The sequence below is a fragment of the Pseudomonas sp. R11-23-07 genome (assembly GCF_003852295.1).
Taxonomy (GTDB): domain Bacteria; phylum Pseudomonadota; class Gammaproteobacteria; order Pseudomonadales; family Pseudomonadaceae; genus Aquipseudomonas.
The window spans coordinates 1,751,068-1,765,629 of the sequence record NZ_CP027761.1; the positions used below are offsets into that span (position 1 = coordinate 1,751,068).

The following is a 14,562-nucleotide window of genomic DNA, read 5'->3' on the forward strand; positions in this document are numbered from 1 at the left end:
ATCGCGTCTACAAAAGGCGCAATGGCTTGAGAATGATGCGCGCCGTATACGGTCGCACGAGACGGTTATTTACCTCACGCACAAGGCTGAGTGCAAATACCGTCCAGCACCATCATGCCGCAGAACTTACTGGATCAGCTTCCAGTTTTTGTAGAAAACCCGACGCAGGGTGAACACCAGGCCGGCAAACCCCGAGATCACGGCGTTCAACACGGAGGGCACCGGGGTCGGTCGCACAATATCGATGAACAGGCAGTAACGTTTCGCATCGTTCTTGTTAAAGGATGCATGCATCAGCGTGTCATCGAAGATGAACAGCGGGTCGTCGTGCCAATAGTGCTTGTGCTTGCCCACCTGGATATACACACCCTCGTGATGCGGCGCCGGCGCCATGTTGTAGAGCACGCGGAACATCATGCGCAACGGGCCGAAATGGAAGGACGTCGAGCGGTTCTCGTTGAACACCGACACGCCGATGGTCTTCACGAATGGCAGTTTCTTGCGCAGTTGCGGGATGTCCAGGGCGGTTTCGATCGGACGACCGTACCACTGGAAAAACAACATGCCGCGTTTCTTCTCGGCCATGCGTGCGTCCAGGTAACTGATGATTTCTTCCTTGCGGGCCATGGCGTCGTTGATGACCTGTTGCAGGTCTTCGCGCCAGGCGAGCGGCAAGTCGCCCATCGTGTAGACATGACGGTTACGGCGGCTCAGCAGGTCGAACAGGGTGTTGAACGGCGCCAGGATCCAGGTGTTGCGGCCGTTGCCGATGAAATATTTCTTGAAGGTAGCGCGGTCATACAGGCCATTACGCAGGAAGTCATACACACCGCAAACCACCACCAGCAGTAAAAACGCCAGGCTGGTGCGCGGGAAACAGGCAATAAACAGTAAAACGCCGAGCACCCAGGCGAGGGATATCAGCTTTTTACCCACGGCATTTTTGCTCATGAAACGCGGCTCCAGGCCTGAAACATAATGAAACAATTTCGTCATGATAGAGCTTTATGGCGCGCGCAGGCGTTTTAAATAGTTCGAAAATTGTGAAGTCGCTGCACAATTTGTAACCGGCCCATCGGCAACCGGTTTTTGCTGGATTGAATTTTGCGAACAGAAGATTTGCGACTATCGTGACGCTTCGGTTTTTCAGACGTCATAGACCGGTACGATTGAAGTTGAATGGCCACCATTGGCCTTCGGCACCTTGGAAGAGGCAGAATTTTTATGATCATCAAACCGCGGGTTCGTGGCTTTATCTGTGTGACCGCTCACCCTGTTGGCTGTGAAGCGAACGTCAAGGAACAGATTGACTACGTGACTCAACACGGCGCCATCGAAGGCGGCCCTAAAAAGGTGCTGGTCCTCGGCGCTTCCACCGGCTACGGCCTGGCCGCGCGCATCAGTGCCGCGTTTGGCTGCGGCGCCGACACCCTGGGCGTGTTTTTTGAAAAAGAAGGTGAAGAAGGCAAGCTGAGCTCCGCTGGCTGGTACAACAGCGCGGCGTTCGAGAAGTTTGCCGTGGAAAAAGGCCTGTACGCCAAGAGCATCAACGGCGACGCGTTTTCCGATGAGATCAAGCGCCTGACCATCGACACCATCAAGAAAGACCTGGGCAAGATCGACCTGGTGGTCTACAGCCTGGCCGCGCCACGCCGTACCGACCCCCAAGGCGTGGTGCACACCTCCACCCTCAAGCCGATCGGCAAGGCCGTGACCCTGCGCGGTATCAACACCGACAAGGGCGTCGTGGTCGACACCACCCTCGAGCCTGCCACCCAGGAAGAAATCGACGGCACCGTCAAAGTGATGGGCGGTGAAGACTGGCAGCTGTGGATCGACGCCCTGCGTGACGCCGATGTACTGGCTGAAGGCGCCAAGACCACCGCGTTCACCTACCTCGGTGAGAAGCTGACCCAGGACATCTACTGGAACGGTTCCATCGGCGAAGCCAAGAAAGACCTCGACAAAAAAGTCCTGACCCTGCGCGACAACCTCGCTGCGCTCAAGGGCGATGCCCGCGTGTCGGTACTCAAGGCCGTGGTCACCCAGGCCAGCTCGGCGATCCCGATCATGCCGCTGTACCTGTCGCTGCTGTTCAAGGTGATGAAAGAGCAGGGCACCCACGAAGGCTGCATCGAGCAGGTCTACGGCCTGTTCAAGGACAGCCTGTACGGCAAAGAGCCCAAGCTTGATGCTGACGGCCGCCTGCGCGCCGACCTGGCCGAGCTGGAACCGAAGGTCCAGGACGCCGTGGCCGCGCTGTGGAACCAGGTGACTGACGACAACGTTAACGAAATCAGCGATTTTGCCGGTTACAAGGCTGAGTTCCTGCGTTTGTTCGGTTTTGAAGTCGACGGCGTGGACTACGACGCGGACGTGAACCCGACCGTCAAGATCAACGGTCTGGTCCAGGCATAAGCGCTATCACTGTGGCGGCTTGATAATCGACTTATCAAGCCGCTTTTTGCTGCTCAGCTGTCAGGCTTGCCTGGAACCAGACAGGCGCTGTTTTGCCAGGGTGAAGTCTGACCGCCTCACATTCACCACCTCCTTCTCCCATAGCGGATTGAGCGGCACGTGATAACCGCTGTCCTTGGCGGTCTTTATCAGCTCAGCCATTTCCCTGCTGTCATGGATGATACTGATCTCATCGAATCTACCTAGCTTTGCCGGCAGGAAGAAAGTCGCCGGGTAGTTTGCTGCCACGTCCGTTGCAGGGCTGCCTGAGTCTGCATTGTGATGGACCACCCGCTCCGCGTCGCCGACCAGCTTTCGATTGATGATTCCGATCATTTCCTCTATTCGCGGCGTGATATTGCCGAGATCGGGGTTTTCCTTGCGGTAGAAATGGGCGGCATTTTCAAAGTCCGCCGATAATTCCCGTGGAACTTGCTGGTAGTGGCTAACCCGATCCCTGAAGACACTGTGGGCGATATCGGGTACCGGCAGCTTATCCTGAGCGCCAAAGTCACTTAGGTGAGGCGCGATCATGTGCAGGTCATAGTCGGCGGTCAAGGCCTTGCCCTCTAGCTGCTTGGCCAGCACATGCAGCGCCTTGCCGTTGTGCGTGATCAGATAGTTGTCGTCGCCAGGCGAGGCGGGATGGGCTTGGAACTCATAATGCTGCTGACTTGGCCCGCGAGCGCTCAATTGCAGCGTGCCATCACTTCCGCGAGCTGCCCGCCCAGTGATTTGGCCAAGTTTTACCAGCTCGTCAATGCGATGACGCGAGAGTTTCAAGGGGATCGGGACTGCATGGCCTTGCTCGATGCAGTCCAGGATCTGCGCGTTGGCTTTAGCCACCGTTTCCGGTGATTTGTGCGCGAACTGTTCGAGCTTGCTAAATGCCTGGTCCGTACAGATCAAGCCGGACTGTGGCCCCCAATTGGCACTTTTGCCTTTGATATGAAAGTCCTTGGTGGGGTGCCCAGCTTCTATCAGCCCTGTGGCCACGGATTCGACCGGGCGTATGCCGATGATGGAGTTGGTGGCTGCCGCTATCCTTTGCAAGGGAGCGAGGTGGCTCGACACTATTCCGGTTCGCGCTTTTAACTGGTCGATCAGTGCATGCGGGGCACCGACCTCCGACGTAGTGCTGGCCTGCACAAGCGCCTGGTTGCGCTGCAGTACTTCCAGACTGAGCGCGGAAGGTGATGTTACAGCGGTAATCATGGCAATCATTGGAATACCTCTACGTCACGTTTTTTTGCGACCGCATTGATGATTCCTTTCAGTCATGAATTTCCCTGAGAGCGAAGCTCACCTTAAACGATGCTTTCGGCGATGTGAGTGGGCGTTTCACTTTTCAGAACGGTCCTACCGTGGCTTACCTTTTGCTGTTTGCTCCGGCATGCAAGACTGCGTCATCCATGTGCGCAAACAGGAGGACCCATGACGATTCGTGCAGTCGTGTTTGATTTCGGCGGTGTGTTGTTTGACTGGAACCCGCAACATCTGTACCGCAAGCTCATTGCCGACGAGCAGGAGCGGCAGTGGTTTCTCGACAATATCTGCACCCAGGCCTGGAACACCGAACAGGATGCTGGCCGCACCCTCGCCGAAGCCACCCGCCACCTGATTGAGCAACACCCCGAATATCAGCGCCTGATCCAGGCTTATTACGAGCGCTGGCACGAGATGTTGCGTGGCGAATTGCCAGAAGGTGTCGCAATTCTCACTGCGTTGCACCAAGCGAATATGCCGCTGTTTGGGCTGACCAACTGGTCGGCGGAAACCTTTCCCTATGCCCGCGAGCACTATCCGTTCCTGCAGTTTTTCCGCGATATCGTCGTCTCGGGCCAGTTGAAACTGATCAAGCCTGACCCTGCGATCTACCATGCCAGCCTCGCTCAGGTGCGCGTTCATTTGCCGGATGTCCAGCCTGGCGAAGTGGTGTTTATCGATGACGTCGCGGGCAATGTCGAAGCGGCTGTGGCCCTTGGCTGGCAGGGGATTCACCATGTGTCGGCCGAGCGTACCGCCGCACGTCTGCGCGAGTTGGGGGTGGGCTTCTAGCGCGCCCACTTCTCCATGGCAAAGTCGACGAAGGCGCGCAGCTTGGGCAAGCGGTAACGGTCTTGGCGATACAGCAGATGCATGGGGCGGCTGGACAGTTGATAGCTGGTCAGCAAGGCTACCAACTTGCCGCTCTCCAGGTCTTGCTGCACCAGGGCATCGGCCAGCATGCTGATGCCCATCCCATTGACGGCCGCCTGGCGCAAGCCCTGCGAGCTGTTGATGGTCAATGAGCCGGAGACCGGAACCTCTACCTCGCCGTCCTCGTCGGTCATGCGCCACAGCTTGTCGGTGTCGCGCCAGTTGTCGTTCGCCGGATAGGCGAACGCCAGGCAGTTGTGGTGCCGCAAGTCATCGGGCGTCGACGGCGTGCCGCGTCGCGCCAGGTAATCAGGCGACGCGCAGAGGGTCAGGGTGTAATCCTGCAGTGGCCGGGCGATCAGGCTGGAGGTTCCCAAGTCGCCGAGACGGATTGCCACGTCGAAGCCGCTGTCGACCAAGTCCATCCGCTCATTGCTCAGCACCACGTACAGGTCGATCTGCGGGTAGCGCTGGGAAAATTCGCTCAAGGCCGGCACCAGGCGTTCGCTGCCGAATACCGGTGGCACGGTAATACGCAGGCAGCCTTTGGGCGTTTCGCTGTGGATCTGCTCCGCCAGCAGTTCGGAGTCGGCCACCAGCCCGAGCACCTCAAGGCAGCGCTGGTAGTACTCCCCGCCGAATTCCGTGAGGCTTTGTTTGCGCGTGGTGCGCTTGAGCAGGCTGACCCCCAGGCGCTGCTCCAGCGCGCGCAGGTGATTGCCGACCATGGTGGTCGACATTCCGCATTCCTGTGCGGCGGCAGTCATGCTGCCGGTCTCCACGACTTTCACGTACACCGACATTGCCTGGAACACATCCATTATCAAGCCCTGGTTCAAAGTCATTGCAGGAATGCGCAGTTTATCCAGCAGGAGTGGCTAACGATACTGCACTCATCCTCACGATGCACTGGAGCTTGCCACCATGACCGCCGCCTGCCTGATGACCACGTATCAACCCTTGGCCCTGAGCTTCACCCGTGGCCTGGGTACGCGCCTGTGGGACCAGCAGGGCCGTGAATACCTCGACGCGGTGGCCGGTGTGGCGGTGACGAATGTGGGCCACTCCCACCCAAGGCTGGTGGCGGCGATCCGTGAGCAAGCGGGCCTGCTGCTGCACACCTCCAACCTCTACAGCATCGATTGGCAGCAGCAGCTGGCCCGGCGCCTGGCTCAGCTATCCGGCCTGGACTGCGCGTTCTTCAACAACTCCGGCGCCGAAGCCAACGAGACGGCGCTGAAACTGGCACGCTTGTATGGCTGGAAAAAAGGCATTGAAGAGCCGTTGGTGGTGGTGATGGAGAACGCCTTCCACGGGCGTACCCTCGGCACCATGGCGGCCAGTGACGGGCCCTCGGTGCGCCTGGGTTTCCAGCGTTTGCCGGGGGATTTTCTCAAAGTCGGGTTTGGCGATCTGGCGGCCCTCGAGGCCATTACTGAACAATTCGGCACGCGCATAGCGGCCGTGCTGCTCGAACCGATCCAGGGCGAAAGTGGCGTGTTGCCCGCGCCCCCCGGCTACCTGAAAGCCCTGCGCGATCACTGCACGCGCCACGGCTGGCTGATGATGCTGGATGAAATCCAGACCGGCATCGGCCGCACCGGCGCTTGGTTCGCCTTCCAGCACGAAGGCATTACCCCGGACGTGATGACCCTGGCCAAAGGCCTCGGCAACGGCGTGCCCATCGGCGCCTGCCTGGCCCGGGCCGCCGTCGGCCAGTTGTTTACCCCCGGCAGTCACGGCAGCACCTTTGGCGGCAACCCCTTGGCCTGCCGGGTGGGCTGCACGGTGCTGGACATCATTGAAGAGCAAGGCTTGCTGCAGAACGCTGCGCAACAAGGTGCACGGCTGCTGGCGCGGTTGCGGGTGGAATTGAGCGAGCATCCGCAGGTAGTGGCGATTCGGGGGCAGGGCCTGATGATCGGCATCGAACTGGCTCGCCCGTATCGCGAGCTGGCCCACCGCGCGGCGCAGGAGCATGGGCTGCTGATCAACGTGACGCGCGGCAAGATCATCCGCCTGCTGCCTCCGCTGACGCTGGATGCCAAGGAAGTCGAGATGATCGTAAGGGCGATCACCCGCCTATTGGACTGAAACCCTCCCACAGGGGATTTGCGTCATTTTCAGAGATCATTGCCATTCAGCCATTCCTGGTTCATGGTTTCGGTATCACCCAGGTATTCCAACAACCACGCCATGGCCGGCGACAGTTTGTTCTGCGCCCACGCCACGCACGACGGGCTGGCGGGGAAGGGCCGGTGCAGTTGCAGCGCCACCAGCTCACCGCTCTCGATCCACGGTAGCACCTGATGCGCCGGGGCCATGCCGACGCACAAGCCATCGCGCAGGCAATCGAGCGCCGAGGACCAGTTGGGCACCACCAGGCGCCGCTGGTTATCCAGGGTCCAGGTGTCCCGCTTGGGCAGGTTGCGTGAGGTGTCGGTCATGCACAGGGAGGCGTATGGGCGCAGTTGATCGTCACTGAGCAGGCCTTCTATCGCCGCCAAGGGATGCCTGGTGCTGACCACGCACAGCCAGTTCAACAGGCCCATGTCGCGGAATGTGAAGTGGCTGGCCACCGGAACCGCGCTGGTGGCGCCGATCACAATGTCGGTGCGCTCATCCGCCAGGGCGTCCCACACGCCGTTGTACACCTCATACTCCAGCAGCAATTCCACTTCGGGAAACTGTCGATAAAAATCCAGCACCAGTTGCCGACAGCGCTGCGGCTTGACGATGGAATCCACTGCCACCTTCAATTGCCCGCTCCAGCCATTGGCCACCTGCTGGCACAAGCGCCGTGTGCCGAGCATTTTTTTCATCACGCCGCGGGCTTCGTCTATAAACAGCCGGCCTGCGGGCGTCAGCTCCACGTCACGGTGGCGCCGTATGAACAGCGGCACCGCCAGCCATTCCTCAAGCTGACGCACCGTATAGCTGATGGCCGACGGTACGCGATGCAGTTCCTGAGCTGCGGCGCTGAAGCTGCCGTGGCGTGCGACGGCATCGACCACATCCAGGGAGTATTCTGACCACATGGCGGCTGCCTTCAAAATTATTGATAAGAGTGTCCAATTATTATCGCTTCACAGGAAAACTGTCAGCTTCATAATGGGCGCCAGTCAGCAAATAGTTTGATGGCAGGATCTACAAGGCTTCAATGAAAAATTCTTTTGGTTTCACGTGGTATCTGGCGGGGCTGAGCATGCTCGGTTATCTCGCCATGGACATGTATTTGCCGGCGTTTGGCGCCATGGGCGCGCAACTGCAGATTGGCGCCGGGGCCGTGGGCGCCAGCTTGAGTATTTTCCTCGCCGGGTTTGCGCTAGGGCAGTTGCTGTGGGGGCCGTTGTCCGACCGCCTCGGACGCAAGCCGGTGCTGCTTACGGGACTGAGCCTGTTTGTACTGGGATGCCTGGGCATGTTCTGGGTGCAGACCGCGCCGCAGCTGTGGGCGCTGCGTTTTATCCAGGCGATCGGTGTGTGTTCCGCCGCCGTGAGTTGGCAGGCGCTAGTGATTGATCGCTACCCGGCCGACAAGGCGCACCGCGTGTTCGCCAGCATCATGCCGCTGATGTCGTTGTCGCCGGCCCTGGCGCCGTTGTTGGGCGCGATGGTGTTGAATCACTTTGGCTGGCAGGCGATTTTCGGCGTATTGCTGGGCGTGTCGCTGCTCTTGCTGCTGCCGACCGTGTTCCTGCGCAGCGCGCCGAAGCGCCAGACGGACGCACCGGTGCGCCTGGGCTATGCACAGCTGCTCACTTCACGGGTATTTACCGGCAACGTCATGATATTTGCCGCCTGCTCCGCCAGTTTCTTTGCCTGGTTGACCGCTTCGCCATTTATCCTCGGCGGCATGGGTTACAGCCCGAATGACATTGGCCTCAGCTACGTGTTGCCGACCCTGGCGTTTCTGGTCGGTGGCTACAGTTGCCGCAGCGCCTTGCAACGTTTGCCGGGCAAGACCCTGCTGCCGTGGCTGCTCGCGTTCTATTGCCTGAGCATGGTGGCGCTGTATCTGGTTGCAACCCTGACCGTGCCGACCCTTACTACCTTGCTGATTCCGTTCTGCCTGATGGCGCTGTGCAACGGTGCCAGCTACCCGATCGTGGTAGCGAATGCACTGATGCCCTTTGCGGAAAATTCCGGCAAGGCGGCGGCACTGCAAAATACCCTGCAATTGGGCTTGTGCTTTCTTGCCAGCCTGTTGGTGTCATCCATGATCGAGCAGCCGTTGTTGATTACGGTAATCGTGATGCTGGCGACCGCGCCGCTGGCTGTGCTGGGTTATTGGCTGGCGCGACCGAAGGGTAATGCTTCCGAACTGGCCAGCGCCTGAGCTGACAATGCGGTAAAAATGTGGGAGGGGGCTTGCCCTAATGCCAGTCAGTTAAGGCTTTTTGTAGGAGCGAGCTTGCTCGCGAAAAACTCACAGGCACCGCGTTCATTCAGAAAGCACGCGTTATCGTTGACGTTTTTCGCGAGCAAGCTCGCTCCTACAGACGGCGGTGTACGCTTAACTGACTGGTATTAAGGCTTGCCCCCTCCTACATTTGTATTGTGTTTCTTCAGTTAGAACGTCACTTCCAGATTCACCGTCGGCGTTGATGTGCGGCTACCCCGGCCACCGTCCACGCCGAATTTGTTATGCCAGTACTCGTAGCCCACGCCCAGGTACAGGTTCGGTTTGACGCTCTTGCCCGGCCGCACCGCCACCATCAGCGCGGTGCGCATCAGGGCTTCCGGCGCAGTATCGCGGCCATGATAATCCTCGCCTTTCTCCCCCACGTAATTGATGAAGCCCTGGAATTTCGCCGCGTGGTTGGCGATCTCGAACGGGCGCATCCATGTCAGGTTGAGCATGTAAGTGTCGTCAAAGGTGTGGTTCGATTCCCGCGCGCCGGGAATGCCTGTGTGGTTCTTTTCCTTGTAGTACATCAGGCTCAGGTCCAGCACACCGACGGTATTGAATTTCAAGGTGGGGCCGATCACCAGGGCGCGCTTTTTGGCGGAAGCGAGGTTGTTGTTGCGGTTGGCGTCGAAGCCCAGCGTCAGCGCGTAGTCCTTGACCAGCCCGCTACCCAGCGGCGTATCGAAGACCCGTGAGGCATACAACTGGTGCCGGTACACCGCGTAGACCTCGCTGCCACCGTGGTCGGTGCCCTTGCGCGGGTCCTTGCTGTCGGAAAGGAATACATCGAGATTCAGAAAATTGCTGCCGTACTGGTAGCCGCTGGCGTGGGTGAAGCTGTAGGTGCGCTTGCTGAAGTCTTCGGGGTTGTTAGGGTTGGTGAAGTGCTGACCGTAGCGAAACCCCAGGCTGTTGTTCATCCATTCCACTGCGACAGCCTCGCCACCGCCGAGGAGGGTCAATGCGACGGTTGCGCCCTGCAATGCCTTTTTCATTCTGTTGGCTCCTTTGGCGTTCTGGCTCATGACGGCCGGATTGTTTTTGTAACGCCGCGGCAGGGTATCTTGTCTGAACGATTGTATACAACTCTATGGACATACAGTCTGAACATTGCATACAGTGAGCGCACAACAAAAACAGAGACCCCTCACTATGACTATCCCGAAGGCGTCACCGCAGCGGCCCGAAGATGAAAATCTAGGCGTCGCCGCCAACATGGCTTACGGCCTGCAGCATGTGCTCACCATGTACGGCGGCATCGTTGCTGTACCGTTGATCGTCGGCCAGGCGGCCGGGTTGTCACCTGCGGATATTGGCCTGTTGATCGCCGCGTCACTGTTCGCCGGTGGCCTGGCCACGCTGTTGCAAACCCTTGGCCTGCCGTTCTTCGGTTGTCAGCTGCCGCTGGTGCAGGGCGTGTCGTTCGCGGGTGTGGCGACGATGGTGGCGATCGTCGGCAGCGACGGGGCAGGGGGCGTGCCGGCGATTCTCGGCGCGGTGATGGCCGCGTCGTTCATTGGTTTGTTAATCACTCCGGTGTTCTCACGCATCACTCAGTTTTTCCCGCCGCTGGTGACCGGTATCGTGATTACCACCATCGGCCTGACCCTGATGCCCGTGGCGGCGCGCTGGGCCATGGGCGGCAACAGCCGCGCGGCGGATTTCGGCAGCATGTCGAATATCGGCCTGGCTGCACTGACGTTGGTGCTGGTGTTGCTGTTGAGCAAAATCGGCAGCGCAGCCATCTCGCGCTTGTCGATTTTGCTCGCGATGGTGATCGGCACAGTGATCGCGGTGTTGTTGGGTATGGCCGACTTCTCCGCCGTCACCCAGGGGCCAATGTTCGGTTTTCCCACGCCCTTCCATTTCGGCATGCCGACCTTTCATGTGGCGGCGATTATTTCCATGTGCATCGTGGTGATGGTCACGCTGGTGGAAACCTCGGCGGACATCCTGGCGGTGGGCGAGATCATCGACACTAAAGTCGACTCCAAACGCCTCGGCAATGGCCTGCGCGCCGACATGCTGTCGAGCATGTTCGCGCCGATCTTCGGTTCCTTCACGCAAAGCGCATTCGCCCAGAACGTCGGCCTGGTGGCGGTCACCGGGGTGAAGAGTCGGTTTGTGGTGGCAACGGGCGGGGTGTTCCTGGTGGTGCTGGGCCTGCTGCCGTTCATGGGCCGGGTGATTGCCGCCGTGCCCACATCGGTGCTTGGCGGGGCCGGCATTGTGTTGTTCGGCACAGTGGCCGCCAGCGGTATTCGCACGCTGTCCAAGGTGGATTATCGCAACAATATGAACCTGATCATCGTGGCCACCAGTATCGGTTTCGGCATGATCCCCATCGCTGCCCCCAGTTTCTATGACCAGTTTCCCAGCTGGTTCGCGACCATTTTCCATTCGGGCATCAGTTCGTCGGCGATCATGGCGATCTTGCTGAACCTGACGTTCAACCATTTCACCGCCGGTAACTCGGACCAGCAATCGGTATTCGTGGCAGGCACTGAGCGCAGTTTGTGCTTTCGCGACGTGGCGGCGCTGCGCGATGGGGATTACTACCGAGGTGGGAAGTTGTTCGATGCCGAGGGTAAAGAGATTCCGTTGGTGGCGGATACTTTGAGAAAAGCATCAAAGCCTGAGCCCACCGAGGTCTAAATGTGGGAGGGGGCAAGCCCCCTCCCACATTTGGAATCTAGCCAGCTTTGAGCGCCGTGTGCTGCATTGAGCACACCTCATCCAGAAACTTCACCACTGTCCCCATGCACGCCTGGCGTTCTTCCACATGGGGCATGTGGCTGGAGTCTTCGAACAGCGCCCAGCGTACGTCCGGGATTTCATCCAGGAACGGCTTGACCACCAACGGCGTGGCTTCGTCATGGCGACCGGAAATCACCAGGGTCGGCACCTTGATGGCTGACAGTCGGCCAATCACATTCCAATCCTTCAAGCTGCCAATCACATGGAACTCAGTCGGGCCGCTCATGGCGTGGTACACCGTCGGGTCGGCATCGACCTGGGCGAAGGTGCGCGCCACCTCTTCCGGCCATGGGTTGACGCGGCACACGTGCTGGTCGTAGAAAATCCGCGAAGCCGCTTGGTATTCCGGGTCCTGGTAGTTACCGGCGGCCTCATGCTTGAGCAGGGTTTCATGCACACCTTCGGGCAACAATTTGCGCAGCCGATTGGCCTCGCTGACCCAGGTGCGCATGCACGTCGGTGAGTTGGCCGGGATAAAGGCGCGCAGGCCCTTGGGTTGCAAAATGGCATGTTCGCTGCCAAGCATGCCGCCCCAGGATTGCCCGAGGATCGCGTAGTTATCGCTGATTTGCAGGTGGTCGAGCAGGTTGTTCAACTCGTCGAGGAACAGGCCGATGGTCCAGAACGAAGAAGGCTTGTCAGGTAAATGCGTCGAGCGGCCATTGCCCAATTGGTCGTAGTGAATCACCGCATGGCCACTGGCGGCGACATCCTTGAATGCGTCGACGTAATCGTGGGTGCAGCCGGGGCCGCCATGGATGATCACCAGCGGTGTGCGGCCTGTCGCCAGTTCACCGGTGATGCGATACCACGTCTGATAGGCGCCGAAGGGTGCGTAGCCTTCGCGGACTTTCTCGATGAATTCCATTTCGTACCCTGCTCTGAAAAAAGGATCAGGGCTACGATAGTCTGCACGCAACGTTTAGGTAACTAGCAAAACAGCTAGGTTTTGCCTAAGGATCAATCGTCCAGCAACCGGTAGTGCGTGGCTCGCACCACCGCCTGCACGCGGTTCTTGGCGCCCAATTTGTGCATGGCCGACGCCAGGTGCAGGGTGACCACCGCCAGCGAACGGCTCAATTGCGCGGCGATCTCGGCCGCAGTCAAGCCATCGGCGGCCCATTTCAGGCACTCGCGCTCGCGTTTGGTCAGGTGGATATGCGGGTAGGTGCGCAACGCTTTGTTGAATAAAGGGTAAGCCGCCTCCTGTAACGCATGGCTGATCACGCTGAAGTCCGACAAGGTTTGCTGCGCATCCTTCAATACCGTGCTCGCCGTGCCGGTGCGCAGGCCGGTCAACGAGGCGAAGCCACCGCGGGGCAGGTGGATCGGTACGCTGACGCCGCAGGTCAACTGCTGTTCGTGCAGGTAGGACGAAACGGGTGCATGGCAGGGGTCGATGATCGTTTGCAGGGCAGTCTCGGCCTTGGCCTCATAAGACCAGACAAATGGCGACACACTGTTCAAGGCCAAATGTTGCACCGGGTCGATCTGGTAGAACCCTTCGCTGCACCACAAGGCGTGCCAGTCGGTCGGCGTGTTGCGCAGTTGCAGCACCGAGGGCGTGATCAGCGCACCGTTGAGGTCGATAGGCACTGGCGTGTAGTCATACACCAGCGCATCGAAGCCCAACTGTTGGGCGAGGATAAACGTATTGTCCATCTGCTCGTCCAGGCTCCTGCCCGGCATCAGACGACTATTGAAGGCAGTTAGCTTGGCCAGCATCCGTTCTGCTCCCGAATTCATTTGAATCTCGACTTGCTGCAAGTAGAATGCCACGCCCCGGCGAAGGACTGCCAGGCCAAACCTATAAGAAACGCTAGGTTATGGACGCGCGGCATCCTCGGTAGTGTTGACGTGATAAACGGCCACTACCTGCCAGGCCGATACAACACAAGGAATGTATGCATGTGGCGTGAAATAGCCCCCGACCAGCGGTACAACGTGCAAGTCGACGGCCATAATCTCGTGGTCTACAGCTTTGGCGAAGGCGATGAGGTGCTGCTGTGCCTCAACGGCGGCCCGGGCCTGCCGTGTGACTATTTGCGCGACGCCCATGGCTGGCTCAAAGAACATAACCTGCGAGTGGTTGCATTCGACCAGCTTGGCACCGGCGCATCAGCCAGACCGAACGACGTTTCCCTGTGGGAAATCCGCCGTTATGTCGAAGAAGTTGAAACCGTCCGCCAGGCCCTGGACCTGGGCCGTGTGCACCTGCTTGGGCATTCCTGGGGCGGCTGGTTGGGCATCGAGTACGCCATTCATTATCCCGATGCGCTGAAAAGCCTGATCCTCGAAAACACCGTCGGCGATATTCCGCACCTGTCCCAGGAGCTTGAGCGCCTGCGCGGCGCCCTCGGCAGCGAAACCGTGGCCATGATGCAACGTCATGAGGCCATGGGCACCCTCGACCACCCGCAGTATCAAGCCGCCATCACCTTGCTCAACTATCGCCACGTCTGCCGCCTGGATGAATGGCCGGAGCCGGTCAAACGCTCCCTCGGCGATTGGAACATGGGCCCCTACGAAACCATGCAAGGGCCCAACGAATTCCTGTATGTCGGCAACCTCAAGGACTGGAACCGCATCGCCGAAATGGCCGACTTCAGCATGCCGATGCTGATCACCACCGGCCAGCACGACGAACTCACCCCGGCCTGTGCCATGCGCATGAAAATGGCGGCCCGGCACGCCGAATTGCACGTATTTCCCAACAGCAGCCATATGCCGTTCTACGAAGAACCCCAGGCGTATTTTCCGGTGCTGCTGGACTTTCTCGCCCGCCACCGAGGCTGATG

13 protein-coding genes are annotated in these 14,562 nt (G+C 59.3%); 6 read left to right on the forward strand and 7 right to left on the reverse strand.

Going from position 1 to position 14,562, the window contains the following annotated elements; all coding sequences use genetic code 11:
* Window positions 1-126 precede the first annotated feature (126 nt).
* On the reverse strand, window positions 127-951 hold the full coding sequence (locus C4J84_RS07990) for an aspartyl/asparaginyl beta-hydroxylase domain-containing protein (protein ID WP_124435154.1): 825 nt from the start codon (window positions 949-951) through the stop codon (window positions 127-129).
* A 273-nt stretch (window positions 952-1,224) separates the two neighbouring features.
* On the opposite strand from C4J84_RS07990, the gene fabV reads away from it, so the two are divergent.
* On the forward strand, window positions 1,225-2,418 hold the full coding sequence (gene fabV, locus C4J84_RS07995; protein WP_124435155.1) for an enoyl-ACP reductase FabV: 1,194 nt from the start codon (window positions 1,225-1,227) through the stop codon (window positions 2,416-2,418).
* 60 nt (window positions 2,419-2,478) lie between these two features.
* Here fabV and C4J84_RS08000 read toward each other — a convergent pair whose 3' ends face one another.
* On the reverse strand, window positions 2,479-3,681 hold the full coding sequence (locus C4J84_RS08000) for an anthrax toxin-like adenylyl cyclase domain-containing protein (RefSeq protein ID WP_124435156.1): 1,203 nt from the start codon (window positions 3,679-3,681) through the stop codon (window positions 2,479-2,481).
* 210 nt (window positions 3,682-3,891) lie between these two features.
* Here C4J84_RS08000 and C4J84_RS08005 point away from each other — a divergent pair, with 210 nt between their 5' ends.
* Window positions 3,892-4,515 carry an HAD family phosphatase gene (locus C4J84_RS08005; protein ID WP_124435157.1) on the forward strand — a complete coding sequence of 208 codons (624 nt, stop codon included), beginning with the start codon at window positions 3,892-3,894 and terminating at the stop codon, window positions 4,513-4,515.
* Here the strand turns inward: C4J84_RS08005 and C4J84_RS08010 are convergent.
* Window positions 4,512-5,417 carry a LysR family transcriptional regulator gene (locus C4J84_RS08010; protein WP_124361837.1) on the reverse strand — a complete coding sequence of 302 codons (906 nt, stop codon included), beginning with the start codon at window positions 5,415-5,417 and terminating at the stop codon, window positions 4,512-4,514. The genes C4J84_RS08005 and C4J84_RS08010 overlap by 4 nt on opposite strands.
* 103 nt (window positions 5,418-5,520) lie before the next feature.
* On the opposite strand from C4J84_RS08010, the gene C4J84_RS08015 reads away from it, so the two are divergent.
* Entirely contained in the window at window positions 5,521-6,690 is a 1,170-nt protein-coding gene (locus tag C4J84_RS08015) for an aspartate aminotransferase family protein (protein ID WP_124435158.1), read from the forward strand.
* Between the two features lie 29 nt (window positions 6,691-6,719).
* Here the strand turns inward: C4J84_RS08015 and punR are convergent, their stop codons facing one another.
* A complete protein-coding gene (gene punR, locus C4J84_RS08020; RefSeq protein WP_124435159.1) occupies window positions 6,720-7,634 on the reverse strand; it encodes a DNA-binding transcriptional activator PunR in 915 nt (304 codons plus the stop codon).
* 122 nt (window positions 7,635-7,756) lie between these two features.
* On the opposite strand from punR, the gene punC reads away from it, so the two are divergent.
* Window positions 7,757-8,935, forward strand: a complete 1,179-nt coding sequence (gene punC, locus C4J84_RS08025; protein ID WP_124366311.1) for a purine nucleoside transporter PunC — start codon at window positions 7,757-7,759, stop codon at window positions 8,933-8,935.
* A 233-nt stretch (window positions 8,936-9,168) separates the two neighbouring features.
* On the opposite strand, the gene C4J84_RS08030 is transcribed toward punC, so the two are convergent.
* Window positions 9,169-10,002, reverse strand: a complete 834-nt coding sequence (locus C4J84_RS08030; protein ID WP_124370068.1) for a nucleoside-binding protein — start codon at window positions 10,000-10,002, stop codon at window positions 9,169-9,171.
* A 157-nt stretch (window positions 10,003-10,159) separates the two neighbouring features.
* On the opposite strand from C4J84_RS08030, the gene C4J84_RS08035 reads away from it, so the two are divergent.
* A complete protein-coding gene (locus C4J84_RS08035; protein WP_124370069.1) occupies window positions 10,160-11,662 on the forward strand; it encodes a nucleobase:cation symporter-2 family protein in 1,503 nt (500 codons plus the stop codon).
* Window positions 11,663-11,699: 37 nt separating this feature from the next.
* On the opposite strand, the gene C4J84_RS08040 is transcribed toward C4J84_RS08035, so the two are convergent.
* Window positions 11,700-12,632 carry a proline iminopeptidase-family hydrolase gene (locus C4J84_RS08040; protein WP_124366314.1) on the reverse strand — a complete coding sequence of 311 codons (933 nt, stop codon included), beginning with the start codon at window positions 12,630-12,632 and terminating at the stop codon, window positions 11,700-11,702.
* Between the two features lie 92 nt (window positions 12,633-12,724).
* Window positions 12,725-13,489 (reverse strand): LuxR family transcriptional regulator, encoded by a 765-nt coding sequence (locus C4J84_RS08045; RefSeq protein WP_124370070.1) that lies wholly within the window; start codon window positions 13,487-13,489, stop codon window positions 12,725-12,727.
* A 183-nt stretch (window positions 13,490-13,672) separates the two neighbouring features.
* Between C4J84_RS08045 and C4J84_RS08050 the strand changes: the two genes are divergently transcribed.
* On the forward strand, window positions 13,673-14,560 hold the full coding sequence (locus C4J84_RS08050) for a proline iminopeptidase-family hydrolase (RefSeq protein WP_124366316.1): 888 nt from the start codon (window positions 13,673-13,675) through the stop codon (window positions 14,558-14,560).
* Window positions 14,561-14,562: the final 2 nt, after the last annotated feature.

Excerpts from the sequence above, each read along its gene's own strand:
- C4J84_RS07990 (WP_124435154.1), bottom strand. The coding sequence starts at position 951 with ATGAGCAAAAATGCCGTGGGTAAAAAGCTGATATCCCTCGCCTGGGTG.
- fabV (WP_124435155.1), top strand. The coding sequence starts at position 1,225 with ATGATCATCAAACCGCGGGTTCGTGGCTTTATCTGTGTGACCGCTCAC.
- C4J84_RS08000 (WP_124435156.1), bottom strand. The coding sequence starts at position 3,681 with ATGATTGCCATGATTACCGCTGTAACATCACCTTCCGCGCTCAGTCTG.
- C4J84_RS08005 (WP_124435157.1), top strand. The coding sequence starts at position 3,892 with ATGACGATTCGTGCAGTCGTGTTTGATTTCGGCGGTGTGTTGTTTGAC.
- C4J84_RS08010 (WP_124361837.1), bottom strand. The coding sequence starts at position 5,417 with ATGGATGTGTTCCAGGCAATGTCGGTGTACGTGAAAGTCGTGGAGACC.
- C4J84_RS08015 (WP_124435158.1), top strand. The coding sequence starts at position 5,521 with ATGACCGCCGCCTGCCTGATGACCACGTATCAACCCTTGGCCCTGAGC.
- punR (WP_124435159.1), bottom strand. The coding sequence starts at position 7,634 with ATGTGGTCAGAATACTCCCTGGATGTGGTCGATGCCGTCGCACGCCAC.
- punC (WP_124366311.1), top strand. The coding sequence starts at position 7,757 with ATGAAAAATTCTTTTGGTTTCACGTGGTATCTGGCGGGGCTGAGCATG.
- C4J84_RS08030 (WP_124370068.1), bottom strand. The coding sequence starts at position 10,002 with ATGAAAAAGGCATTGCAGGGCGCAACCGTCGCATTGACCCTCCTCGGC.
- C4J84_RS08035 (WP_124370069.1), top strand. The coding sequence starts at position 10,160 with ATGACTATCCCGAAGGCGTCACCGCAGCGGCCCGAAGATGAAAATCTA.
- C4J84_RS08040 (WP_124366314.1), bottom strand. The coding sequence starts at position 12,632 with ATGGAATTCATCGAGAAAGTCCGCGAAGGCTACGCACCCTTCGGCGCC.
- C4J84_RS08045 (WP_124370070.1), bottom strand. The coding sequence starts at position 13,489 with ATGCTGGCCAAGCTAACTGCCTTCAATAGTCGTCTGATGCCGGGCAGG.
- C4J84_RS08050 (WP_124366316.1), top strand. The coding sequence starts at position 13,673 with ATGTGGCGTGAAATAGCCCCCGACCAGCGGTACAACGTGCAAGTCGAC.